17 protein-coding genes and 1 tRNA gene are annotated in these 24,678 nt (G+C 46.6%); 6 read left to right on the forward strand and 12 right to left on the reverse strand.

Going from position 1 to position 24,678, the window contains the following annotated elements; translation table 11 throughout:
* Window positions 1-342: 342 nt before the first annotated feature.
* The 11 genes from HMPREF2983_RS07720 to HMPREF2983_RS07770 all read right to left on the reverse strand — a co-directional run bounded on the left by HMPREF2983_RS07720 (window position 343) and on the right by HMPREF2983_RS07770 (window position 13,998).
* A complete protein-coding gene (locus HMPREF2983_RS07720) occupies window positions 343-1,617 on the reverse strand; it encodes a helix-turn-helix transcriptional regulator (RefSeq protein WP_004377856.1) in 1,275 nt (424 codons plus the stop codon).
* 40 nt (window positions 1,618-1,657) lie between these two features.
* Window positions 1,658-3,274, reverse strand: coding sequence for a S41 family peptidase (locus tag HMPREF2983_RS07725; protein WP_070667617.1), 1,617 nt, complete (start codon window positions 3,272-3,274; stop codon window positions 1,658-1,660).
* A gap of 49 nt (window positions 3,275-3,323) precedes the next feature.
* Window positions 3,324-5,306 (reverse strand): DNA topoisomerase IV subunit B, encoded by a 1,983-nt coding sequence (locus tag HMPREF2983_RS07730; RefSeq protein ID WP_070667618.1) that lies wholly within the window; start codon window positions 5,304-5,306, stop codon window positions 3,324-3,326.
* A gap of 43 nt (window positions 5,307-5,349) precedes the next feature.
* Window positions 5,350-6,498 carry an N-acetyltransferase gene (locus HMPREF2983_RS07735; RefSeq protein WP_070667619.1) on the reverse strand — a complete coding sequence of 383 codons (1,149 nt, stop codon included), beginning with the start codon at window positions 6,496-6,498 and terminating at the stop codon, window positions 5,350-5,352.
* Between the two features lie 61 nt (window positions 6,499-6,559).
* Window positions 6,560-7,747, reverse strand: coding sequence for a THUMP-like domain-containing protein (locus HMPREF2983_RS07740; RefSeq protein ID WP_070667620.1), 1,188 nt, complete (start codon window positions 7,745-7,747; stop codon window positions 6,560-6,562).
* Between the two features lie 113 nt (window positions 7,748-7,860).
* Window positions 7,861-8,559, reverse strand: coding sequence for a M15 family metallopeptidase (locus HMPREF2983_RS07745; protein WP_070667621.1), 699 nt, complete (start codon window positions 8,557-8,559; stop codon window positions 7,861-7,863).
* Window positions 8,560-8,562: 3 nt separating this feature from the next.
* Window positions 8,563-9,048: an MgtC/SapB family protein gene (locus HMPREF2983_RS07750; RefSeq protein ID WP_070667640.1), complete on the reverse strand. Its 486-nt coding sequence runs from the start codon at window positions 9,046-9,048 to the stop codon at window positions 8,563-8,565.
* A gap of 1,105 nt (window positions 9,049-10,153) precedes the next feature.
* Entirely contained in the window at window positions 10,154-11,158 is a 1,005-nt protein-coding gene (gene dusB / locus HMPREF2983_RS07755; protein ID WP_070667622.1) for a tRNA dihydrouridine synthase DusB, read from the reverse strand.
* Window positions 11,159-11,184: 26 nt separating this feature from the next.
* Window positions 11,185-12,312, reverse strand: a complete 1,128-nt coding sequence (gene dprA / locus HMPREF2983_RS07760) for a DNA-processing protein DprA (RefSeq protein ID WP_070667623.1) — start codon at window positions 12,310-12,312, stop codon at window positions 11,185-11,187.
* A 7-nt stretch (window positions 12,313-12,319) separates the two neighbouring features.
* On the reverse strand, window positions 12,320-12,739 hold the full coding sequence (locus tag HMPREF2983_RS07765; protein ID WP_004373214.1) for an acyl-CoA thioesterase: 420 nt from the start codon (window positions 12,737-12,739) through the stop codon (window positions 12,320-12,322).
* Window positions 12,736-13,998 carry a DUF2851 family protein gene (locus tag HMPREF2983_RS07770; RefSeq protein WP_070667624.1) on the reverse strand — a complete coding sequence of 421 codons (1,263 nt, stop codon included), beginning with the start codon at window positions 13,996-13,998 and terminating at the stop codon, window positions 12,736-12,738. Before HMPREF2983_RS07770 ends, HMPREF2983_RS07765 begins: the two co-directional genes overlap by 4 nt.
* Window positions 13,999-14,265: 267 nt before the next feature.
* On the opposite strand from HMPREF2983_RS07770, the gene dapB reads away from it, so the two are divergent.
* From dapB to HMPREF2983_RS07795, 4 genes are read left to right on the forward strand one after another with little or no spacing between them, the layout of a single operon-like run.
* The gene (gene dapB, locus HMPREF2983_RS07780; protein ID WP_070667626.1) at window positions 14,266-15,021 is read left to right on the forward strand and encodes a 4-hydroxy-tetrahydrodipicolinate reductase; all 756 of its coding nucleotides are present in this window, start codon (window positions 14,266-14,268) and stop codon (window positions 15,019-15,021) included.
* Between the two features lie 5 nt (window positions 15,022-15,026).
* Window positions 15,027-16,475 carry a signal peptidase I gene (lepB, locus tag HMPREF2983_RS07785; protein WP_004377888.1) on the forward strand — a complete coding sequence of 483 codons (1,449 nt, stop codon included), beginning with the start codon at window positions 15,027-15,029 and terminating at the stop codon, window positions 16,473-16,475.
* Between the two features lie 40 nt (window positions 16,476-16,515).
* A complete protein-coding gene (locus HMPREF2983_RS07790) occupies window positions 16,516-16,947 on the forward strand; it encodes a S26 family signal peptidase (RefSeq protein ID WP_070667627.1) in 432 nt (143 codons plus the stop codon).
* A gap of 36 nt (window positions 16,948-16,983) precedes the next feature.
* Window positions 16,984-17,634, forward strand: a complete 651-nt coding sequence (locus HMPREF2983_RS07795; RefSeq protein WP_070667628.1) for a WbqC family protein — start codon at window positions 16,984-16,986, stop codon at window positions 17,632-17,634.
* Window positions 17,635-18,044: 410 nt separating this feature from the next.
* Here HMPREF2983_RS07795 and HMPREF2983_RS07805 read toward each other — a convergent pair.
* Window positions 18,045-18,117 (reverse strand) — tRNA-Pro (locus HMPREF2983_RS07805).
* Window positions 18,118-18,828: 711 nt separating this feature from the next.
* Here HMPREF2983_RS07805 and HMPREF2983_RS07810 point away from each other — a divergent pair.
* Both HMPREF2983_RS07810 and nanU read left to right on the forward strand, forming a co-directional pair.
* Window positions 18,829-22,182 carry a SusC/RagA family TonB-linked outer membrane protein gene (locus HMPREF2983_RS07810; protein ID WP_070667630.1) on the forward strand — a complete coding sequence of 1,118 codons (3,354 nt, stop codon included), beginning with the start codon at window positions 18,829-18,831 and terminating at the stop codon, window positions 22,180-22,182.
* Window positions 22,183-22,201: 19 nt separating this feature from the next.
* Window positions 22,202-23,791, forward strand: coding sequence for a SusD family outer membrane lipoprotein NanU (nanU, locus tag HMPREF2983_RS07815; protein ID WP_070667631.1), 1,590 nt, complete (start codon window positions 22,202-22,204; stop codon window positions 23,789-23,791).
* Window positions 23,792-24,678 lie beyond the last annotated feature (887 nt).

Genomic DNA, 24,678 nt, shown 5'->3' on the forward strand with positions numbered 1-24,678 from the left:
TGTAAAAGCAAAAGATATGCGACCTTCTACAGGCCGCATATCTTTTATGTTGTCCATCATGTAACTCTTTCAGAAGTTTTTGGTTATACCCAAAATGTTGCCATGATGGAACCTGATTCATTATAACTCTCTAAACAAATAATTTTTGAATGCGAAAAATGAAATAACTTTTGCCCTCACGGGTTGCTGTAATTTACAAAGTTGAGTACTTAATAGTCTAAAACTTAAACCTTCGATACAAAAGTAGAAATTACAGCAGAAAGAGGGTATCACAAAAGTTCACATGTTCTCACAAATATTCATTTTCGGCGTATTTTCCTTGATTTTTAGCCCCTTTTTTATTTATTTCACCTGATTTTCTCTGTCTTTTTTCTGTGATAAAGTACGGAAATCAGAAGGTGTAACACCAAATTTATCAGAGAAATTACGATAGAAAGTCTGCGCAATCGGCATGCCACATTCTTCTCCAATGGCCTCAATCGTATAGTCCGGACGGTCTCGAAGCAACTGTGCGGCATACTCCAAGCGCAGGTCGTTGATGAATTTCGTGAAGCTCATACCGGCATACCGGGTGAAAAGTTGGGCGAACTTATTATGCGGAACATACACTTCATTGATGATATCCTCACGTGTCAGCTTCGGTTGGAGGAACAACTTACGAGCCATGATGATATTTGCAATACGGTCGAAAAGTTCATGATCAACATCCACTTCCTGTTTGGCTGTATCCTCAACAGTACTTTCTTCTGTTTCAGAATCCTTTGTCTCATCCTCTATTTCTTTACTTTGTTCATGCTGACTGCGCTCTTCCATCAACGCCTTACGGTATTGTAGGAGTCGGTTGATAGTATCCACCGCCGATGCATTCTTACGTGTGATAATACGGTTATAACGCACGATACGGAACACGATAAAGATGAGTAACAGGACGATAACGCCACCCATGATGAGGGCTATGCGCATGGTTCTGAGTTCAGTTTCCTGTTGTTGCTGTTGCAATTCAAGAATTGTCGTCTCACTTGACTTTGCTAATTTGAAAGCCGAGCGGGGCATAAAACCAAACGTACTGTTGGCTCCGGCCTTCATAGATGCCGTATCCGGGCACTCCGCCAAGAGGCGAAAAGAGCGGTTAAGGTCGGGTAAGATGCGCAAAGCCTCATCATATTTCCCCGCATTCTGCATCACCAATTCGGTATTGAGCAGGGTATAGACCTTCTGATAGAGGCCGTTCCATTGGTTTTGGGGTGTCGGCATAGCATTGAAAATGCTGATAGCACGACGGAAATAAGGCACAGCATCATCGTATTCCCCTATGTTGGCTTTATTGATTCCAATAAGGAATGCGAGGGTAGCTTCATAGTTCTGAAACCTTTCTTCGATAGAACGTCCGAGGGCGATATAGGCATATTCAAGGCTCGATTGCGTTTCACCTTTCAGATATTTGGCATAGGCAATCTTCGTCATCGTACGGAAGTAAGCTTCCTTGCTTGATGCAGTATCTTCGATAGCTTCAGCCATCTGGCGTGCATCCTGCTGTCCCGAATGACAGGAAAAGAGCATTGCAGCCGACATTGCTGCAACCACCAACATGTGTAAAATCTTGTAATTAAAAGTCATTGTTTATAGTGATAGAGAGTTAGATTGTTTCGTTTGCTTGTCATTTCATCAGCTCCACAGCCTTCTCCACAATAGGATTGGTCTCGTTGATAACCTGGAAATACTCGCTCATATCCCACAAGTCGCGAGCCACAAGCGCCTTGAGTTGGCGGCGCAACTGGGGCAGGGTGGCCTGCAATTCTTTGTCGTCCTTGGGCTTTATCTTGTCTTTTGCTGCCATCTGGAGCACGTCATCGACAAACGATTGAGGCACTTCATAGCGGGCGTTGAAGTCACCAAAGGTGGCAAACTGCTTTTTCAGCTGCTTTCGGTTGTTATCTATATATTTCAAATTTGCATTGATGATATAGCTTCGGGCAGCCAACTGGCGATGAAACTGCGTGTACAGTGTGGTGTCGAGAGGCACGAAGTAATCGGGCATAATGCCCCCTCCACCATAGACAATGCGCTGCTTTCGCAAGGTCTTATACTTCAGGGAGTCGGCAAAATGAATGCTGTCAGCACTGTAAAGTTCACCATGTTTGAAGCGTTTTTCAATGTCCATAGCATAGTCAAGCGCTTCACCTTTCTTATAAGGTTTCTGTATGCAACGGCCCGAAGGCGTGTAGTAATGGGCTATCGTGAGGCGGATCATGCTGCCGTCAGCAAAGTCTATCGGACGCTGTACAAGGCCTTTACCGAAAGATCTGCGGCCGACAACCTCACCACGGTCTTGATCCTGAATAGCTCCCGTAACGATTTCAGCTGCTGAAGCCGTGTATTCATTGATGAGTACGAGCACCTTTCCATCAACCAACTTGCCCTTTCCGTCAGCGCGATAGTCCTGCCGAGGCACCCTGCGTCCTTGTGTATAGACAATCAAATCATCGTGATGAAGAAATTCATTGGCTATCTGGACAGCAGCCATAAGATAGCCTCCGCCGTTCTCCTGAAGGTCGAGAATGAGGTCTTTCATGCCCAAGACTTTCAGTCCTTCAACGGCATCCATGAATTCATTATACGTAGTAAGTCCGAAACTTCCTATGCGGATATAACCCACCTGCGGCCGAATCATATAGGCTGCATCAAGAGTTTTCACTGGAATTTTATCCCGGATGACGGTGAATTTGAGTGTACCGGCAATGCCACGACGCACAATTCCAAGCTTCACCTTTGAGCCCTTGACGCCCCGAAGCCGCTTCATGATATCCTCTTTCGACATCTTCACGCCTGCAATCGCCGTGTCGTTGACACTCACAATGCGGTCACCGGCAAGAATACCGACACGTTCTGACGGGCCGTTTACTATCGGTTGAATAACCAGCAACGTGTCTTGCACCATATTGAACTGTACGCCGATACCCTCAAACGAACCCTGCAAAGGCTCATTCATCTGCTTGGTTTCCTTTGCTGTTGAATAGGAAGAGTGGGGATCGAGCTTCTCTATCATGCCACGAATACCGTCTTCAACGAGTTTCTTTTCATCGACACTGTCAACATAGAGATTAGTGATAGCCATTTCTGCAATCTGCAGTTTACGCATCGGAGAGTCGCTTCCGAGATTTATTCGCTGTGCCATTGACGATTGAGGTAACAGCAGGATAAAAAACAAAATGGCCCATGCCATTCCCTGATGGAGTGCATGAGTGCAGACTTTTGTATAGCGTTCTTTTCTCATTATATAGTTCTTTTCATTGGCCCCAGCGGTTTTTCACCGCTTAAGGGCATTAATCTAATGGGTCGGTATCAGCCTCGGGGAGATCTTCTTCGATAACAAGATTATCAATAATGAAGTTCTGTCGCTCCATGGTATTCTTGCCCATGTAATACTCCAACAGCTTCCCTACCTGGTCGTTCTTATGGAGTGTCACCTGTTCAAGACGCATATCAGGGCCTATGAAGTGTACAAATTCATCGGGACTGATTTCTCCCAACCCCTTAAATCGTGTGATTTCAGGCTCCGGCCCGAGGTCTTTTATGGCGTTGATACGTTCTTCTTCAGTGTAACAATAACGCGTGATGAAGTCACTTTTCTTCTCTTTCCTGTCCAATCGGGTGTCTGCTTCAGCAACCACCTGCTTGTTCTTAATCTTCGTGCGCTTGTTTCTGACGCGGAAAAGTGGGGTTTGAAGCACGTAAACATGCCCTTTCTTGATGAGTTCAGGAAAGAACTGAAGGAAGAAGGTTATTATCAACAAGCGGATATGCATGCCGTCAACATCGGCATCAGTAGCCACTATCACCTTATTATACCGCAGTGTATCAAGTCCTTCTTCAATATCAAGTGCAGCTTGAAGCAAGTTGAATTCTTCATTCTCATACACCACTTTCTTCGTCAATCCGAATGAATTGAGTGGTTTTCCACGCAGAGAAAAGACCGCCTGAGTATTCACATCACGACTCTTGGTGATGCTTCCACTGGCCGAATCTCCCTCGGTAATGAAAATAGAACTCTCTTCCTTACGGTCGTTTTTGGCATCACAGAAGTGGATTCTACAGTCACGAAGCTTCCTGTTATGCAGGTTCGCTTTCTTCGCTCTCTCGCGTGCAAGCTTAGTCACTCCAGCCATTGCCTTGCGTTCCCGCTCGCTTTCTTTGATCTTGTTTTCTATCACTTCTGCCACATCGGGGTGGATATGGAGATAGTTGTCGACATTCAATTTAATGAAATCGCCCACATATTTATTGATGCTTTCACCATCAGGAGCCATCTGGGTTGAGCCGAGTTTAATCTTCGTCTGGCTTTCAAACACAGGTTCCTCAACATTCAATGCAATGGCTGCAACAAGTCCATTGCGCACATCGGTATACTCATAGTTCTTGTTGAAGAACTCCTTTATCGTCTTTGCAATATGCTCTTTGAACGCACTCTGATGTGTTCCCCCCTGCGTAGTGTGCTGTCCATTGACGAAACTATGATACTCTTCACCGTATTGATTGGTATGTGTGAAGGCGATTTCTATGTCTTCTCCGATGATATGAACAATAGGATACAGACCGTCATTCGTCATGTTATCATTCAGCAAATCGGCCAAACCATTGCGGCTTTTGATGCGACGCCCATTATACATAATGGTCAATCCGCTGTTCAGATAGGTGTAGTTACGCAGCATAGTCTCGACAATATCATTGTGAAAACTATAGTCCTTGAAGAGCGTATTGTCGGGTTCGAAATAGATATATGTACCGTTTTCATCGTTCGTATCAAGGGTTTTGTCACTCTTTTTCACACCCTTTTCGAATGTCAGCTCACGCACTTTCCCATCACGGAATGACTTCACCTCAAAGTGCGAACTCAAAGCATTGACGGCCTTGATACCTACACCATTCAGTCCGACACTCTTCTTGAAAGCCTTTGAGTCATATTTTCCACCGGTGTTAAGCATGCTGACTGCCTCAACCAATTTACCCTGCGGAATACCTCGTCCGTAGTCACGGACACTCACCCTGAGGTTGTCTTCCACTTCGATTTCAATGCGGTCGCCGGCTTTCATCTTGAATTCATCAATTGAATTATCAATGACTTCTTTCAAAAGTACATAGATACCATCCTCCGGGAGATTGCCATCTCCGAGACGACCGATATACATACCCGGGCGCGTTCGCACGTGTTCCATATCCGAGAGGTGTCGGATATTATCATCAGTATAGGCAACAGGCTGTTCCTGTTGCCCGTTCTTAATTTCATTTATCGTTTCGTTCTCTGGCATATTTGTCTTTTCTAAGGATATCTAAAGGGGTTTCTCTGAATGTTTAAAGCAGTTTCTTGTAACAGCGTCGACGCTTATGTTGCACGGTTTCAAGGTACTGCCACTGCGACTGTACCTTTCCGTTAGTTTCCATTTCAACATGAGTTTCACCCCATTCAATGCCATATTTCTGATAAATAGGTATCAAATGAGAGAACAACAAGGCGTTGGCGCCTTTCACACGATACTCAGGCAGAACGCCAATCAATAACAAATCGACAACCTTTGTCTTATGAAACTTCAACACACGAAGTACATTCCACCAGCCAAAAGGCAGCAACCTGCCCTTATGAAGCTTTTGTAATGCACGCGTCAGCGAAGGAATTGTGATGCCGACTCCCACTAATTTATGAGGCGTTACACTCCAGTCTTCCACTATCGGCACCCAGTTGAGATCGACAAAAGGCAGATACATGTCTACATATTGCTTGATCTGCTTGTCTGTCAGCTCTGAATATCCATAGAGATTCTTAAAGGTTTCGTTGATGATTTCAAAAATCTTATGACCATATCCCCCTTTATAAACCTCCTTTCTTTTCAGCGCACGCACATGAAGATCATAACGTGTTTCAATCATTTTTGCCACTTTCTGATACTTCTCGGGCATCTTTTCAGGCACAATGAGCTTGTATTCCACATAGTCATTATCCTTTTCCCAACCCCCAAGTTGCTCCATATGGCGGGGATAATAAGGGTAGTTATAGATGGTTGCCATGGTTCCAAGCTGATCAAAACCCTCGGTAAGCATGCCTTCCGGGTCCATATCGGTAAAGCCAAGTGGCCCGATAATGTTGTCCATGCCATGCTCCTTGCCATATTTCCCAACGGCATCGAGCAGTGCACGGCTCACTTCCAAGTCATCAATAAAGTCTATCCAACCAAACCTTACGGCCTTTGTGTTCCACTTTTCATTGGCTTTATGATTGATGATAGCAGCCACACGACCAACTACCTTGCCCTCCTTATAGGCCAAATAAAGCTCTGCTTCGCAGAATTCAAAGGCTGCATTCTTCTTCGGGTTCAGCACCTTTGCATCGTCACTATACAGTGTCGGTGCATCATATTCATTCCCTTGGTAAAGCTCATAATGGAATTCGATGAAGGTTTTTAAGTCTCTTCGGTTCTCAACCTTCCTTATCTCAAGTGATGACATGTATCTCTTAATTTATCTTCTAAACATGCAAAAGTAGCCAATTTCAGCCAAAAAGCCAAATTTACATTTGTTTTTTGCATATTATTAAGGTATGAACAGTGCCCACAGTGGTTGCAAAAAGATAGGTATCACCGCCATCCTTGAGATGCAATTTCTTGCGTAATTCGACCGCACTCAACGGAAAATTCCTCACCGCAATATTGGCTTTCGTCAGTCCTGCAAGTTTTGTTTTCAGTTCCTTTCTGTTCATCGACGTGATATCTTCTATATAGAAACCGCGTCCCGGGAAATCTTCCACCCGCTTCTCAGACACGAATAAATGAGAATTCTGCCCTACTCCCTGCAGTTTGAAACGTTCAGCAAGACTGCCGAAGCATCCTCCTTTCATCAACGAAGCATTCGGTTCATAGAGCCAACGCACAGACCTTAAATCCTCAACTAAAGGCCATCGACGTGGCTCCTCGCCTATCCTGCAGACAAAGACATCATCATCATTCACACAGAAAAGACGCTTTTCCACTGCTTCTCCCTGCTGCATGACGAGCAAAAGCTCCTTACATTCACCACCGACACTGACGATATGCACCTCACAGACATGTTTCATTTGCACCACGGCAGCATGCCAATCAAGCATCGGAGAAAGCTTTATCATCACCAAACGGGCACGTTCAACAAGTTCATCACTAAGCGTAGTCACGTCAGGAGAGCAGTCTTCAATGGCGTAAGTCTTGCCTCCATGCGCATCACGACGGGCAGGATCAAGATAAATCAACGCCTGCTTGTCTTGTAAACTATGCAGAAAATCGCCCCCATCTCCATGCACCACCTCGGCCTGCTGCAGTCCGAAGCAGTGGAAATTGTGGCGTGCAACCTCACAGAGTCGTTCTTGTTGCTCCACATATACCGCCTTTCCGAAACTGCGTGCCATATATGAAAAGTCAACTCCGAAGCCTCCGGTGAGGTCTGTCATCATGCCTTTCTGCCGTTCTTCTGCCGTCAACAGCCGCTCCACGACACTGCTTTTATAACGTGCCGCCTGCTCACTCGAACACTGTTCCATCGACAAATGAGGTGGAAACAGCACACCATCTTCAGCTGCCCATTCAGGCAGTTTGCGCCGTGCCAACTGCCACCCCTGTATCTGTTCGAGGGCAAACGGCATGTCGACCTCGGGGTATTTATCGGCTTGGAAGGCCAACGTGCGCACATCATCCAAGCGATGCTGACGGATAAACAATTCAGAATTCATAGCGACATCAGTTCTAAAGGTCTCATGCTCTACGGTAAAACAGAGGCTCAACGCTTGCTTTTTCCCTGCAATTTCTTTTCATGAAACCGTCTGATTGATGCATAACAACCTGCTTAAGGGATTACTTTATAATACTTCTTTGCCGTTGCACGCGAGCATTTATTAAAGTGCCACCACTCCGTTCTGAGTGGAATAAAACCGCCGTGACGCATCACCTTGCGCAGCAACTGACGGTTTTCACGTGCCTTTGGGCTTATCTTTTTCTCACTTACCAACCGGTCTTCATGGTCAATATGGGCCGCCATGCCCATGTAGTCGATTTTCGTTCCCATGTCGAGCGTGTCACCTTTCAGCGTACAGAGCGTGATATCAACGGCCATGCCATAGTTGTGCATACCGCCACCATGGGCAGGATTAGACACATAGATATCCTTATTCGTGTGTTTCACCTTGTCCCACATCTTCTGTTGAATACGCATCGGGCGGGCTGCATCATAGACTTTCAGACTCAAGTCGGGGCGCAGTTGCTTCAAATAAGCCTGTGCTTTCTTCAGTGCAGCCATGGCTTCGGGATGCAGAAACGCTTCCTTGAGGTCGTCATAGAGCACCACGCCGCAGAAGTTATCGGCCCTGCTGTACATCAGACTCACATGGATTGACGGGTCTTCCTTCTGTATGTTCACATAGCCTTCACGCGCCAATCGTCTTGCCGTGGCACTCTCCTTGTCGGCAGCAGAAACTGAAAACACACAACCGAACAACAGCAACAGACTGCCCATCTGCAGGCGTTGAAATCTCTTCTTCATCATCATCTTTCACTCTTCTCTGTTTTCTTTCGTCGCTTTTACATCTTCCTGACTGTTTTCATGATGACGATCGAGCCGACGAAGAACATAATTAAATGCCTCCATTCCCACCAACACAAGCAACGTAGCCACTGCCGAGAGCACATAAAGTCCGGCACCACAGCCTAAACCTATAGCCGCAGTGACCCACACTCCGGCTGCCGTTGTCAGCCCGCGCACGGCATTTTTCTGGAAAATTATCGTTCCGGCACCGATGAAACCGATACCCGAAACCACCTGAGCTGCTATGCGCGATACGTCAAGACGCATGTTGGGGTCTTTCAATACGCCCTCAAAACCATAGGCAGAAATAATCATGAAAAGGGCCGAACCCAATGCAACAAGAAAGTGAGTACGCAGTCCTGCCGCCTTCTCTCTATATTCACGTTCGAGACCGATAAGCCCGCCTAAGACGGCTGCCACGAAGATACGAAGGATAAACTCGAATGTCATCATACGCACAGAAAAATGATTTATACTTGCAAACTTACACAAAAAAAAGGAAAATCCCTTCTTCTTTGCCATTGAAAATAAATGGCAGGCAACTGCATCCTGCATGTAGCTAATCACTGCCTGAAATCAAGAAAACATCAAAAACCAAATGGAAAAGACTGAAAAAGGTGTTCCTTTACACCTTAATAGGTCGTGAACAATATACTGAAGTCGGGCATTATTTCTCATGAAATGGCAAATAAATCCTGTTATTCTGATTTTACCAACCTCTTTATTTATAGCACTTCTGAACATATCTATAAGTTTCATCTATCACCTTATATATAATTTCTATTGGTAAAAAAAGAGAGATTATATATCTTTGCAATGTCTTTTACGACAAAGATTGTTTGGATATTCTATGAAAGGAGTACGTGATAGGGAATTACATTTGGACAATATGAAGACTATTCAGCCAGGGATTGGCACTTACAACATTATGTAAAGACTGCAGCGGAGTGATCCGCTGCATGTTTTCTCAACACGAATTCACATCTATAATAGCTACCACCATAGATATATATGTATAGTTCGGGGAGGTCAGTCAATGATTGGCTTCCCCTATTTTTTATGCTCTTATTTCACTCCCTGCATCTTCATCAATTATTTTATAATTGTCCTCGCATAACCCACAAATTCAAAAACAAATTCTTCTCGGCCCGAAATACGCGAGTTTTGGAGATATTCTGTAATGCGTTGTGCTTCAACCCATTACCTCTCTTGATTGAAATTCCTGTGCTTTTTGACGTCAATGTATGTTGCAATTTGCGTCAAGTTATCGTGTAATCTGCGTCAAATGACCGTGTAATCTGCGTCAAAATGCGTGGTAACTCCATTCACTTTGCCGCGTAAAGTGAATGGAGTTGCATCGCACAAGGAAGGAAACAAGGCCTCACCCCCAGCCCTTTGCTAAGAAGGAATGAGGGAAACAAAGCCTCACCCCCAACCCCTCTCCAAGGAGAGGGGGGGGAAATGCTTAGGAAATGGAGTTTTTAATACAATATAATTAGCGAACATATTACTCCCCTCTCCTTGGAGAGGGGTTGGGGGTGAGGCTTTGTTTCCCTCCTTATTCCTTAGCAAAGGGGTCGGAAGAAGGCCTTAATTTCCCTCTACACTCCTCCAATATCGCAATCAGTTCGTCGACTTTCGTGGCACGAAGCATGGCGATGCGCGTTTGTTTGAAATCGGGAATGCCTTTGAAAATAGGGCTCGAAGCAAGGTGACGACGCGTGTGGATAATGCCTCGATACTCATCGATGCGTTCCACATTAATACGGAGTTGTTCCTCAAGAATGTCGATTTTGTCGTCTATGGTCAAAGGACTTGATGTGGTGTTATCAATAAAATCGCGCATCTCTTTGAATACCCATGGACGGCCAAATGTGGCACGTCCCACCATAACCGCATCTACACCATAATCGTCAAAGGCACGTTTGGCTTCTTCGGGAGTAGTGATGTCGCCATTACCGATAATGGGAATATGTATTCGGGGGTTGCTTTTCACCTTGCCTATCAAGGTCCAATCGGCCTCACCGGTGTACATCTGGGCACGCGTGCGGCCATGGATTGTGAGCGCTTGTATGCCACAATCCTGCAGTTGTTCAGCCAAATCAGTGATAATAAGACTGTCATTATCCCACCCCAAACGCGTCTTCACGGTGACCGGAGTGCTGACAGCTTTCACCACGTTTCGCGTGATGTCAAGCAGCAACGGTATGTTGCGAAGCATGCCCGAACCGGCCCCCTTGCCGGCTACTTTCTTTACCGGACAGCCGAAATTCAAATCAATCAAATCGGGTTTCACCTGTTCAACAATCTTCGCAGCCTCAACCATTGACTCGACATCCCGACCGTAAATCTGAATTCCAACGGGGCGTTCGGCATCGTTGATTGTCATCTTATCAAGCGTCGACTTGATGCTTCTGATAATGGCATCTGCCGACACAAACTCTGTATAAACCATTGCTGCGCCATACCGTTTGCAGAGCATTCGAAAGCCAATGTCGGTCACATCTTCCATCGGAGCGAGGAAAAGCGGACGCTCACCAAAGTCTAATTTGCCTATTTTCATACGCCCGCAAAGTTACAAAATATATTCTATCCGAGCAAATGATAACTGCCTCCGGGCAATGCCTTGACGACACCTTTCATTTCAAGTGTAAAGAGAAGGGCGGTAAGGCGGGCTATAGGAAGATTGGTTTTGAGGGTAAGGAGGTTGATTTGCAGGTCGTTTTCGCGTTGAAGCACAGTCACAATCTGCTGTTCTTCACTGCTGAGTTCGGGAAAAAGTTGGCGTTCTATGCCCTCGTTTCGGGCGCGGTTGAGCATATTGTCCTGCCATCCCATGGCATTGACGAAGTCGAAAGCCGACGTGATGAGCGCTGCCTTATTGTCGCGGATGAGGTTGTTGCAGCCCTCACTATAGGCAGCTCCGACAGCTCCGGGAAAGGCAAAGACATCCCGATTGTACTCTGTAGCGAGGCGTGCCGTGATGAGTGCGCCACCATGAGAGGCACTTTCAACGACAATGCAGGCGTCGCTCATGCCTGCAACAATACGGTTACGGCGCACGAAGTTCTGTTTGTCGGCATTGGTATGTGTGGCATATTCCGTGAGCAGTCCACCTTGATTGAGCATCTGTTTCGCGGTGTCCCGATGCGCATGGGGATAGAGTGTGTCGAGTCCGTGGGCCAGAACAGCCACGGTTTCAAAGCCATTGTCGAGTGCCTGCCGATGTGCATTGATGTCGATACCATAAGCAAGTCCGCTCACAATAAGCGTGTCGGGGCAAAGCTTTCTCAGGTCGGTGACGAACCTTCGGATAAGATCTTGCCCGTAAAGTGTACTGCGTCGCGTGCCCACAACATTGATAATGCGTGGACAGTTGAGGTCGGCCGTGCCTTGATAGAACAGCACAAGCGGTGCATCGCAGCATTCGCTGAGACGTCGGGGATAGCGTTCGTCGCCTAAACAAAGCACCTGCACGCCGTTGTTTTCAGCCCACTCGAGTTCGGCTTCGGCCCATTTCTGCAGAGCACTGATGTCTTGAAAAGCCTCAACAAGACGCTGTGAAGCCTCAGGAATGAGGCTCCTGATGTCGCGATGCTGTTCGATAACAGGCGTAGCGGCACCCACCCGACGATAGACTTCGAGTATTCCTGCAAGGTTATAGAAACCGATGCGCGATAGAATCAGAGTGTTGAGTTGTTCCTGTTGGGCTGTCATGGCAAGGTTATTTCTGTTCTTCGGTCTGCCAATAAGGGGCAAAGGCGCGGTCGTAGTCTTCGCTGTTGCCGAGTCGTCCATTGATTAAACAGACCAATTCTACGTCAGCATGGAAACAAAGTCGCTCGTCGTTAGCACGGAAGATGTCGTGATTAAAAACATAGCGCACACCCTCCTTGCGCAGTCCCATGCGTGAGATGAACTCGTCATCACAGCGGAGTGGCGTCTTATAAGCCAACTGCATACGGGCTACAACAGCATCAACTCCTTTCTCATGCATCTGTGCAAAGCTCAGCCCTGCATGCTTCAAGAAGCAGTGTCTGGTGTGTTCGGTGTAGTGAAGATAGTTGGCATTGTTCACAATACCTTCGATATCACATTCGTAGTCGCGCACTTCCATGCGCGTTTCAAAGATGTATTTACTCATAGTTTCTGCTTTAAGTATTTATAACCAATCCTGCATTGCAGGCAATTCTTTTTGTCACAGTATTCATTTTTCAGTTGTATCAGTCCTTGAGAGTCACCGGCATGCATCACCTGCAGACCGCAGTCGCGCCACATTCTGACGATATGGTTGTTCTCAGGTCGCAGCTGTTCGAGGAAATCAAAGGCCCTTTCACAGAGTGTTTCCTTGCTGACGTGGCGCCCATAAGCAAATAATATCGGCACAACGGTATTGATAATCAACAGTTGGAGCGAAGAAGTGGAGAGTTGTTTTTCGCTGAATTCGCTCGAAATGCCAAAGCTGTAATGCGTCTGCCAATAAAGCGTTACACTGCTTCGGAGGCATTCCATTGCGGCTTTCACTGTCGTGCAGTCAAGCAATTGGCTTAATCCTGCTTGCTGCTTGGCATAGAGTTGGGCCAACTGTACAATGCGGATATGAGGAAAATTCTGCGGTCTCAGTCTCAGAAAGCGCCAGAGATGAAAGTCAATGGGCTTGAGATTAAACTTGTGTTGAAGGTAGATATATTCGCGTTGCAACTTGGAGAAGTAACCCTCCTCAAGCACTTCATCGCGGTGGCGCATAGAAACGGCGTCGATATTCAACAGTCCTGCCTGCCCAAGGAACAGGGCTTCAATCTGAAAAAGATTGTCGCGGTGGTGTGCTATGACCTGCAATGGCAGACTTAATGCCCACTGTTCGAAAGCTTCACCATTGATTCCGAAACCATAGTTGCGTGCCAATGTGACGAAATAAGCTGCTTCCCACGAGCCATCGCAAGCTTTTACACGTTGCTTTATGGCCTCCGTTTTCTGCTCCAAACGCTCGGTTTGCAAGGCCGTGAGCCATGAAGTGAGCATCAAACGGCTTAGCTCCGGTATGATTTTATAACATGGAGGATACTGGTCGGAGGCCAATAATTCATGATAATGCTGCATGACATAAGGAGGAATTTCGAGTTCCATTTGAGGCAAACGGTCACCTTTCTGCGTTGTTACTACAGTGTCAACGCATCCGCAGACATGCAGAATCACGTTGTTATAGCATTCATCTAAGTCGTGTTTATGGGCGAACCAATCACTTGCCTTGTCGTGAATCTCAACGTTTCCCACCCATAGTGTGCCTCCAATCTTTACCTTTGCATTGAAGAAATCAGGCCCTGCATCGTGATTATGCAGGCCGGAATCAATCACTTCCACAGCCATTCCATCGACTGTTTTCAGTGGTTTCAATGGGAACATCTTATGTTTCCATACGTAATGCAAAAGCAATTCCATGATAATCTTGTGGCACTATATGTTCTCAAAAATATTGCAAACGAGCGCAAAGTGAATGATTTCATAATTTGCCGAGTGCAGCTATATTTTCTACAAAAATACAAAAAAACTGATAAAACAATAGACTTTTCAACAGATTATGCGTCAAATACTTATAAAATCAGCAGATAAATTAGTAACTTTGCCCCCATATATAACAATGTGAAAAGAAACATTTAACACAATAAGACAATGAAAATAGCATTGATTGGCTACGGCAAAATGGGACACATGATTGAAGATATTGCCCTGCAACGTGGCCACGAAATTGTATGCAAAATCGATGCCGACAACCAGCAAGACTTCGACTCTGATGCCTTTATCAACGCTGATGTAGCCATCGAATTCACCAATCCAACGGCGGCATATGGCAACTATCTCAAGGCTTTCAGCCACAATGTGAAAGTTGTCAGCGGTTCAACGGGATGGATGAAAGACCATAAAGCCGACGTTGAAGCACTGACCAAAGACGGCAAGCAGACCCTTTTCTGGGCCAGTAACTTCTCGATTGGCGTGGCCATTTTCAGCGCCGTAAACCGCTATTTGGCTAAGATTATGAACCAATTTCCTCAATATGACGTTGCAATGGAGGAGATTCACCACGTTCATAAGCTTGATGCACCGTCCGGAACAGCCATAACGCTGGCCGAAGAGATTATCGAAAACCTCGACAGAAAAGACAAATGGGTGAAAGGTTTGCAGCATCATGCCGACGGAAGTGAGGAAGGAAGCAATGCCGTTGCAGCCAACGAACTGCCTATTGCAAGTATCCGACGCGATGAAGTACCGGGCATTCACAGCATCAGCTACGACAGTGAAGCTGACAAAATCACGATAACACACGACGCACACAGCCGAAAAGGGTTTGCCTTGGGTGCTGTCTTAGCCGCTGAATACACAAAAGATCATACAGGATTGCTGACTACCAGCGATCTATTTAAATTCTGAATACAATGATAGATAAGGAAAAAGCCAAGATTAACCCACGCGTTCAATGGGGAAAATTCATTGCTGTCACCCTCTGTTACCTGCTGTTTCTCTTCTGGGTTGGCAGCTGGTGGGGACTGATTGTGGTGCCTTTTATTTACGATGTCTATATCTCTAAGAAGATCAAATGGCAGTGGTGGAAAGACGCTGAAGGTCCAACACGCTTCATCATGGGCTGGGTTGATGCTCTCGTCTTTGCCTTGGTAGCCGTTTATTTCATCAATCTGTTCTTCTTTCAGAACTTCGTCATCCCTTCAAGTTCACTCGAAAAGAGTCTGTTGACAGGCGATTATCTCTTTGTGAGCAAGGTGAGTTACGGGCCACGCATCCCCGAAACACCGCTCAGCATGCCGCTGACACAGCACACACTTCCGATCATCAACACCAAGAGCTATATTGAATGGCCTCATTGGGACTATCGACGCGTGAAGGGATTAGGCCATGTTAAGCTCAATGATATCGTTGTTTTCAACTATCCCGCAGGTGATACGCTCTGCTCTGCCGACACCTATAAAGATCAGGACTATTATGCCCTTTGCTCCTATATCGGCAAGAGTCTGCTTGCTTCGCAGGGCATGGAACAGCCCGATTTGAAGGCAATGAACCCCGTTGCACAGCGTGATTATCTCGAAAGTGTCATGGCCATGGGACGTAAATACATGAAAGACAATCCTGTTGAATACGGTGAAATCATCACCCGTCCGACTGACCGCAGAGAGAATTATGTGAAGCGTTGCGTCGGTCTTCCAGGTCAGACGCTGCAGATCAAGAACCGCATTGTCTATCTGAATGGCAAGGCAAACAAGGAACCTGATAACGTTCAATACAGTTACTACGTGAAACTCAAGGGGCAGATGCCTACGGAACTGATGGACGAACTCGGCATTTCAAATGAGGATATGGCCAGTCTTAACCAATATGGCTACTTGCCTTTGACACAGAAAGCAGCCAAAAAGCTTGCTGCCCGCAAGGACATCGTGGCTGACATTCGCCTGAATACCGATGCACAGACAGGCGACCTCTACCCTCTCAACGCCTATACGGGCTGGACTCGCGACAACTATGGCCCCGTGTGGATACCGAAGAAGGGAGCCACAGTGAAGCTCAACATGAAGAATATCGCCGTCTATGAGCGTCCCATTCGTGCCTATGAGCACAACGATTTGAAGGTGAAAGACGGACAAATCTATATCAATGGACGACTTGCCCACAGCTATACTTTCAAGATGGATTACTACTGGATGATGGGCGACAACCGTCATAACAGCGCGGATTCCCGCTATTGGGGCTTCGTTCCTGAAGACCATATCGTGGGCAAGCCGATATTCATCTGGTGGAGTCACAACCCTGATCATCCCGGTTTCAGCGGCATTCGCTGGAGTCGTCTCTTTAATTTTGTCGATAACATCAAATAGAAAATAAGTAAAGAATGCCCCTTTTCGCCTGTTGCCTCCCATGAGGTTGGCGGTGCAGAAAGGGGCGTTTATGATGCAACAACTACGTGCTTGGCTTCTCAGTCTTGGGATTGCACTGTTTTTAGTCATTGTCGTGCGCTCCTTTGCCTTCGCCATTTACCGTGTCCCGGCAGCCTCCGTGCTGCGCCAGGGCGACCGAGTGATGGTGAACATGTTGGCACATGGCAACTATAAACGGGGCCAACTCATCGTCTTCGGCACGAAAGAAAAGCATTTAGGACGCATCAGAGCCTTGCCCGGAGACACTTTGACGATTGCCCAAAAGCGCTTCGTTATCCCCATGGTGTGCTGCGACAAATGCCTTTGTGAGCATTGTTATGCCTATTTGGTCAGCACAGGAAGTGGTCAAACCCTCGTGCCCTACCACGATATTATAGGGCCGGCTTCTCGCCTTTTCTACCTGCCTTTCTGACAAGACTGCCTCTTTTTAACTTTCAAACTCGCTCAGATGTTGAAAACAGCCCTGCTTTCTTCCACCTATTTTGGCCCTGTTCAATGGTATCAGAAGCTACATCGCTATGACCAATGCCTTATCGAACAGCACGACAACTTCGTCAAACAGACCTATCGTAACCGTTGTGTCATACCGACAACCAACGGTCTGCAGGCACTCTCTATACCCGTTTCATGTCCCGAAGGCAACCAACTTTCGAAGACGCCCATGCAGGATATCCGCATCTCTGACCACGGGAACTGGCGTCATATCCATTGGCATGCCCTCTGCTCGGCCTATGGTGAAAGTCCTTTCTTCATGTACTATGAGGACGATTTGCGCCCATTCTTTGAACAGAAGTGGACATTTCTCATCGACTTTAACATGGCTATCACGGAGAAAATGACAGAACTGCTCGACATTCGACCACAAATACAGCTCACAACTGCATTTCAACCGATAGATACTTGCACAGAAAACGCCGAACTGAACAGCCTCACCGACGACTTCCGCGACGCCATTCGCCCCAAGCATCCAGGCCTTGACAACGACTTTATTGCCCGCCCCTACTATCAAGTTTATCAGCAGAAACACGGCTTTCAACCCAATATGAGCATCCTCGATCTGCTGTTTAATGAGGGGAATGAGGCTGTGTTGTGGTTGTAGGGAAGCAGAAACTGCAACCCCTCAGCTAAGAAATAAGAAAGAAACAAGGTCTCTCCCCCTGCCCCTCTCCAAGGAGAGGGGAGTAAAAGGCTTAGGATATGGAGTTTATATAAGTTGTAAGCAGAAAGCATACATCCCCCTTTTCATCCAAGTGAATACGAAACTTCGCAGTATTTTGTTCGGTATCTATAATAATGAAGCAGTTCGATACCGCCTGAGACAAAACGATGAAAGACAATTGAAAGAGTTTATTGTTTTACATGTTGCAAAGGAAATAAAAACTTTGAAAACAACATAAGAAATCGCCACTAAATATCTATTGTCCCATATTTCGACTGAACCGATGTTACCGACTTCGGCCAAAGAAAAAGCAAAAGGAGTTGATTATCAACTCCTTTGCATTTGTTCTGTCGGGATGACCAGACTCGAACTGGCGACCTCGCGCCCCCCAGACGTGTGCGCTACCAACTGCGCTACATCCCGAATTCACGTGCAAAGATAAGCATCTATCATGACATAACCAAATTTTAGAGCAATGATATTTGAAAATTATTCAATGTTTTTCAGAGGGCGAGCATCAACGAACAAGCACAAGACTACTTGATATTCTTTTTAATCTTACATTGATTTATGACTCATAACCGTTTTGAGATATAGCTTAGAATTTCGGAGAATATATAGAGATAGCTGTATTATCTGCACATAAATGGTATCTTTTATCGATGTATTTTGCCAAAAATGGAAATGTGGAATGGTATTTCATGCGTTTTCATTTGTGTTCTCTTAGTTTCCATTAGCTTTGGAAACCAAATCAATCTCAGTCACTTCACCACGCAATCTGCGTCATATTACAACGTAACTTGATGCAAATCACACGCTGACTTGACGCAGATTGCGTGGCGATTTCATTCAAGTTTTATCGATTTTCCTTATTTTCTTAGGTGCATTTGGATTTTTTTTGTATATTTACGCCGTAAATCTATACAATCAAAAACACTGCGGACATATGAATAAAGATATCTTGCAGGAAAGACGCTTGACTTTTTCTGTCTTCCCAACTGTGGCAATGAGGGTGATACTTCAGAGGAGAAAACGTGGAATGCTGCCGTAGGTCAGCATGCAGTGAGCCATAAAACACGATACTATGAAAGTTATTTCTACCAAACCATATATTCATTTAAGTAACTGATACAAATGATTCTACACCAAAGACCTATCAGCTTTGCGCTATGGTTAGGCGCATCGCTTGTCATGCCCACGCAGGGATGGGCTGCAAATGAGTTGTCGACTCAGTACACACAGCAAAACAGTCAGTGCACAGGTACGGTCACCGATGAGCAGGGAGAGCCTGTCATTGGTGCCACAATCCTGGTGAAAGGCACGAACAACCGTGTGGTGACTGATTTCGACGGACATTTTACTTTGCCGAATGTGAACCGTGGAAGTGTGCTCATATTGAGCTACATCGGCATGGATTCGCAGGAAGTGAAATGGAACGGACAACCTCTCAAGGTGAAAATGAAAGAGCAGTCGCAGGCGCTGAACGAAGTCGTCATAACGGGTTATGGCGGACAGCAGAAGCGTGCAACGCTGACTACGGCTATCTCAAAAATGGACAGCAAGGTGCTTGATGCTGCAGCTTTCGCCAATGCCGGCAGTGCCCTGCAGGGCAGTGTGACGGGTTTGCAGGTGTTCAATGGTTCGGGGCAGCCCGGAACTGATCCCTCCATCACTCTGCGCGGTGGTGCTTCGATTACGGGAAGTGCACCAGCCTTGATCATCGTTGACGGTGTTGAGCGTACGCTTTCAGAGGTCAATCCCTCGGACATTGAGTCGATGGAAGTGCTGAAAGATGCCGCATCAACAGCCATTTACGGTGCAAGGGCCAACGGAGGCGTTATTCTCATCACCACAAAACAGGCAAAACGCGGCACATCGACTATCAACTACCGCATGAAAGTAGGTGTGAACTTCCGGCGTGATGACTATGATTTCATGAATGCCCGCGATTACATCTATTATAACCGCTTGGGAATGAAACGCTATGCAACGTCAATGAAAGGGCACGGGACACCGGCAAATGTAGATGCCCAGAATGGCTATTCGGGCTATGGTTACACGAATTTCACCCCACGCACGGATGTGTTATACTACGATGCAGCTAATCCCGACCATAAGAAGCTGCTGGAAGAGGAGGGCTGGCAGCTCATGGACGACCCCTACTTCAGTGACTCGCCCAAGCGACAGCTGATGTTCAAAGACTACAGCGGACTCTTGGAAAAGGCTATTTTCCATGACCAGACCACGACACAAGACCATTATCTCAATTTCTCGGGTGGCAACAACTTCGGTTCTTTCGTAGCCTCCTTGGGTTATTATCATGAAGATGGTGTGGTGCGCAACACGTCTTACAAGCGTTTCACGGGCAGTGTGAAGGGTGATTACCAAATCAAGCCCTGGCTGAAAGTCCGTGCCGGCGCACAGTACACATGGCGAACGAGACCTAAGAGCTATGTAGACTCGTGGTCATCTCTGTTCTATCGCACACGTTCTCAGCGTCCGACATGGAACCCTTACCTGAAAGATGGCAGTCCGGCACCAGGTTGGAGCTCTTCAGACGGCAACTATCTGTATTGGAACGACAAGCTCACTTCGAGCAACGGATACCGTGCAGAGACCTACAATATAGGCTTTGATCTGACGCTGATACCGAAACATCTCACCTTGACCACCAATGCTTCGCTCTACCATACGTTAGACCAGGTGGAGAATTTCAACAAAGCTTTCTACACGCAGAGCAATCCCAACAAGATCAACACCACGCGCCGTTCGTACGGATATCTGATGAAAGACACGCAGACACAGCTGAATGCCTTTCTGAACTACCGCAACACGTTTGCCGACAAGCACAATGTTGACCTGATGTTCGGTGGTGAATACTATGACTACAACTACTATAAGCTGTGGGCTTCAACCAAGAATTCGCCCACAGATGACATTCCTACGCTCAATGCCGGTGCCGACAAGGATGACAACCCGGGTTCATACAAGTCGCGCAACCGCATAGAATCGCTCTTCGGACGCTTCAACTACGACTACATGCAGAAGTATCTGCTCTCATTTACTTTCCGCTATGACGGCAACTCCAAACTGAAAGACAACCGCTGGGGCTTCTTCCCTGGAGTGTCATTAGGCTGGAACATGATGGAAGAAGACTTCTGGAAAGCTTCCAAACTGTCGAAGGTCATCAGCAACATCAAGCCTCGTATCAGCTACGGTAGCAATGGAAACGTGAGCGGTATCGGTGATTTCTATATCTATGGTGTGTATGATCAACTGACAAACTACAACGGGAACACGGCTTTCTACGACCGCTCGTTGGTGAACACTGCCCTGAAATGGGAACAGAGTCACACCTTTGAGGCCGGTCTTGACCTTGGATTCTTCAAGAACCGCTTGTCTTTCATTCTCGATTACTATGTGCGCAACACCAGCAACCTGCTGCAAAGTGTGAACCTTCCCTCGTATCTTGGCTTCAAATCTATCCAGACCAACTTGGGAAAACTGCGCAACCAAGGATTTGAAATGGAAGTGCGTGCCACACCAGTCCATTTGAGAAACGGGTTCCGTTGGGACCTTTCGTTCAATCTCTCAACCGTCAAGAACACGATTATCAAGTTGCCTAAGAGCGAACGTCCGTTCAACCAGCTCGAAGGAGTGGAAGTTGCTGCAGGTAAGGTTGATGCCAATGGCCACACACCTACAAAGTGGATTGGCGGTTATCGCGAAGGAGGAAAGCTCGGAGATCTCTACAGTTATAAGCAGGATCACATCTTCCGCGACTGGGACGACATACGCCAGCATGCCAACAAGCGTATTGACAACGTTGCAAAACTATACGGGCCAGGCCTTGCCGACGAAGTAAATCCACAGACAGGTGTGCTCTATAAGAACTCAGCAGGCTGGAAAGCCATCGAACCGGGAGATGTTTGCTGGGAGGACATCAATGGAGACGGCATCATTAATACGCTCGACCGCAAGGTGGTGGGCAATCTGCGACCCACTGTGACAGGTGGATGGTCGACCACACTCTCTTACAAAAACCTCTCTTTGTATGCGCGTTTCGACTATGCTTTGGGCCATACCATCTACAATGACCTCAAGGCTCGCTCCATGGGACAGTTCCAAGGACAGTTCAATCTCATTGACAAGGTGAAGGATATGTGGAGTGAAGACAATCCGAACTCCAAATATCCGGTCTTCACTTACGCTGACCAGCTGAACAAACACAATATCTGGCGTGGCAATTCTATCTTCTATGAAAAGGCCGACTACATGGCTTTGCGTGAGATTACCCTCAGTTATAATCTGCCGAAGCAATGGACCAAAGCACTTCAGATGAGCAATGCCAGCGTGTATCTGACAGGTCAGAACCTTTTCTATATCACCGGATATGACGGTGCTTCGCCTGAACCGTCAGACGGTTTCGACTATGGCCGTTATCCCTCTCCACGCACTTTGATCTTTGGACTCAACATTACTTTCTAATCAAACAAAGCAATTCACAATGAAAAAGATATTTTCTTATATAGCAGCCACCGTGATCAGTCTTTCACTCGCGGGCTGCATGGATCTGGAACCCACAAGCAGTATCACCGACTCCAATTACTGGAAGAATGCCGACCAGGTGCAGACTTTCAATCAAGGTCTCTACTCATGGGTGAGAAGTTATGCCAACAGATATATCATCTGGGGCGAGCTGCGCAGCAACATCTACACCGGAACAGCCTTCAGCGGTGAGGCTCCGCAGGGCTATGAGCGCCTCTGGAACAACACTCTTGAAAAGAGCAGTGCCGTAATTGGAAACTACGGAGGACTCTATACGGGCATCAATCAGATCAATCTGATGATTGACAAAGTGAACGAAGCAGGCTATCTGACCGAAGCGCAGAAGAACAAATATCTTGCAAGTAGTCACGGTTTGCGCGCTTTCTTCTATTTCCAGTTGCTCCGAACCTACGGAGATGTGATTGTCTATCTGCAGCACACGGAGGGCAAAACGGTCGATTTGAGTAAGGTTGCACGCAAGCAAGACCCTGCGGCTGACGTGATGAAGCAGATCAAAGCCGATATCCAGGCTTCTGAAACTGCCTATAACAACGACTATTCCTTCAAGGACGGACGCATGTATTGGTCGCTCGCAGCCACCAAGATGCTTAAGGGTGAAGTGTATTTGTGGAGCGGAAAGCAGATGGGAGGAGGCACTGCCGACTATCAGACGGCCTTAACTGCCTATCAGGAAGTGCAGTCTCACGCGGATGTTGCCTTGCTCGACAACTTCAGTGATGTGTTTGCATATAATAAGAAAGGTAACAAGGAAATCATCTTTGCCCTGCACAACCGCGAAAATGAGACCACATTGTGGAACGGTCTCTACACCTCTTTGGTGATGAACAAGCAGAATGTGAGTGCCTACCGACTGCACGATGCCGATGGGAATGCCATTCAATTCAGCCAGTCTGAATATCTCAACCTGAGCCTCGGCACCGGTGTCATGCGCTTCCCGCTTGACAAACAGCTGTGGACAAAACTCTATCTTAACGGAAACGACAAGCGCAGAGCAGGCTCATTGGCCGATGTCTATGCCACTGACGGTACGACCTATGTGGGCAACATCTGCAATAAGTTCCATGGAACGCTGCTTCCCGGTGGCTCATCAACATCGTGGTATGACGACCAGCCCATTTACCGCTATGCCGAATGTCTGTTGGGAATAGCCGAAGCCAAAGTGCTGTTGGGACAAAATCCCGCAACAGAAATCAACCAAATCCGCAGCCGTGCATATGGTGCAGCCTATTTCAATGCTCATCCCGAGGTGCAATATCCCAATGAAATCAGCACGGGTGGCACTCCCGCTCTGACCACTTTCTTTGCCAATAACACCTTTGTGGGCGGTGATGAGAATGCAGAAGAGGCCGTTCTGAAAGAGCGTATGCGTGAATTCCTGTTCGAAGGAAAGCGCTGGCACGACATCCGTCTGTTCAATAAAGCCGTGAAGTATTCCACAGCCAACAATACCCGACTGCTCTGGCCTATTGATGAAACGACGCTTTCAACCAACACCTTGTTGGAGCAGACACCCGGATATGGTGACTGATTGATACGATGCAGATAAAACATAGAACCCGACTCACCCGTCCTGGTGGGTCGGGTTCTTTGTTGTCGGGCAACAGGTCATCAGCTGACAAGGCCAAATCACGCGCTGACTTGATGCAGATTGCCTTGCATTTTGCGTCAAATCATGCGGTCATCTGACGCAGATTGGCGCATGAAATCAGTCAAGTTGCAGGGAACAGTCATGTTGGTTTGTAAACAATGGCTGCCTACCTATGGAACAGAATGCCTGTAAACAATGAAAAATATAAACAAAAAGAGGTGCGTTAATGGCTGAAAATCCACTCTGTTTAGTTTTAACTTCCGAGTGAAAATTCCTTAAACAACGAAGAAATAAATGTTAATTAAGGAACTTTTGCATTTTAACTTATTGGAAATCAATATATTAAATTCTCTAAAGAACAAGAACTAAGAACAAGATAAAGAAAAAGACGAAGAAAAAGAAAAAGAACGAAGTGGAAATAGAGTTCGCCGTCGTCGGATTTTTATTTACAAAGGGGTTAAGGGGTTGGGAGACCTCCCCCAGCCCCTCCCAAGGAGGGGAGCACGAGCTTGGAGCGTCTTCTTAGGAAACAAAATGAATTCGTTTATAAGCTGATAACCCTTATATATTCTAAGATTTTCTCCGATATTCTTGGATGTCGCTTGCGACGAGGAGGCCTAAACCATAAGGAGGAAGACTCCTAATGGAAACCTCCCCCGACCCCTCCCAAGGAGGGGAGCACGAGCTTGTAGTGGCTTCTTAGGAAACAGAATGAGTTCGTTTATACCCTAACGACCTTTATATTTTCTAAAATATTCTTAGATATTCTTGGATGTCGCTTGCGACAAGGAGAGCCTAAACCATAAGGAGGAAGACTCCTAATGGAA

The sequence above is a fragment of the Prevotella sp. HMSC077E09 genome (assembly GCF_001814685.1).
Lineage (GTDB): Bacteria > Bacteroidota > Bacteroidia > Bacteroidales > Bacteroidaceae > Prevotella > Prevotella oris.

Coding starts and splice junctions, on each gene's coding strand:
- HMPREF2983_RS07720 (WP_004377856.1), bottom strand. CDS start 1,617: ATGACTTTTAATTACAAGATTTTACACATGTTGGTGGTTGCAGCAATG.
- HMPREF2983_RS07725 (WP_070667617.1), bottom strand. CDS start 3,274: ATGAGAAAAGAACGCTATACAAAAGTCTGCACTCATGCACTCCATCAG.
- HMPREF2983_RS07730 (WP_070667618.1), bottom strand. CDS start 5,306: ATGCCAGAGAACGAAACGATAAATGAAATTAAGAACGGGCAACAGGAA.
- HMPREF2983_RS07735 (WP_070667619.1), bottom strand. CDS start 6,498: ATGTCATCACTTGAGATAAGGAAGGTTGAGAACCGAAGAGACTTAAAA.
- HMPREF2983_RS07740 (WP_070667620.1), bottom strand. CDS start 7,747: ATGAATTCTGAATTGTTTATCCGTCAGCATCGCTTGGATGATGTGCGC.
- HMPREF2983_RS07745 (WP_070667621.1), bottom strand. CDS start 8,559: ATGATGATGAAGAAGAGATTTCAACGCCTGCAGATGGGCAGTCTGTTG.
- HMPREF2983_RS07750 (WP_070667640.1), bottom strand. CDS start 9,048: ATGATGACATTCGAGTTTATCCTTCGTATCTTCGTGGCAGCCGTCTTA.
- dusB (WP_070667622.1), bottom strand. CDS start 11,158: ATGAAAATAGGCAAATTAGACTTTGGTGAGCGTCCGCTTTTCCTCGCT.
- dprA (WP_070667623.1), bottom strand. CDS start 12,312: ATGACAGCCCAACAGGAACAACTCAACACTCTGATTCTATCGCGCATC.
- HMPREF2983_RS07765 (WP_004373214.1), bottom strand. CDS start 12,739: ATGAGTAAATACATCTTTGAAACGCGCATGGAAGTGCGCGACTACGAA.
- HMPREF2983_RS07770 (WP_070667624.1), bottom strand. CDS start 13,998: ATGTTCCCATTGAAACCACTGAAAACAGTCGATGGAATGGCTGTGGAA.
- dapB (WP_070667626.1), top strand. CDS start 14,266: ATGAAAATAGCATTGATTGGCTACGGCAAAATGGGACACATGATTGAA.
- lepB (WP_004377888.1), top strand. CDS start 15,027: ATGATAGATAAGGAAAAAGCCAAGATTAACCCACGCGTTCAATGGGGA.
- HMPREF2983_RS07790 (WP_070667627.1), top strand. CDS start 16,516: ATGAGGTTGGCGGTGCAGAAAGGGGCGTTTATGATGCAACAACTACGT.
- HMPREF2983_RS07795 (WP_070667628.1), top strand. CDS start 16,984: ATGTTGAAAACAGCCCTGCTTTCTTCCACCTATTTTGGCCCTGTTCAA.
- HMPREF2983_RS07810 (WP_070667630.1), top strand. CDS start 18,829: ATGATTCTACACCAAAGACCTATCAGCTTTGCGCTATGGTTAGGCGCA.
- nanU (WP_070667631.1), top strand. CDS start 22,202: ATGAAAAAGATATTTTCTTATATAGCAGCCACCGTGATCAGTCTTTCA.